1 protein-coding gene is annotated in these 319 nt (G+C 60.2%); it reads right to left on the bottom strand.

Translation table 11 applies throughout. The features are described 5' to 3' along the window. On the bottom strand, positions 1 to 319 hold a 319-nt coding region (locus Q4563_RS18220; RefSeq protein WP_303605507.1), incomplete at both ends, for a spondin domain-containing protein.

Below are 319 nucleotides of genomic sequence, written 5' to 3'. Positions count from 1 at the left end.
GAAGCGATGACCCCACTGCCAGCTGCGTCACGTCCAGCGCAGAGGCAGCAATCACCCCATCATTGGTATTCACCAGCATGCTGGTAATACTCAGCAAGATGCTCTCATCCATGGCGCCCATGCTGTCTACACTTATGCCATCCAGCGTTATGGTCAGCGTTGCCGTACCGCCCGGCACAACGACCCCCTCGCCGCTCTGGCTGCTGTACACCGCCGGGTTGCTGTTGGCAGCGGCCAGCAAGGCGCTGTTATCGCCACCTTCGGCCAATTGCTCCAGCTCAATACTGGCGGCCGTGCCGGTCACCAAGGTGTGATAACC

Source organism: Gilvimarinus sp. 1_MG-2023 (genome assembly GCF_030548285.1).
The sequence above is the reverse complement of the archived record's forward strand: the minus strand, read 5'-3'. Positions and strand labels throughout refer to the sequence as shown.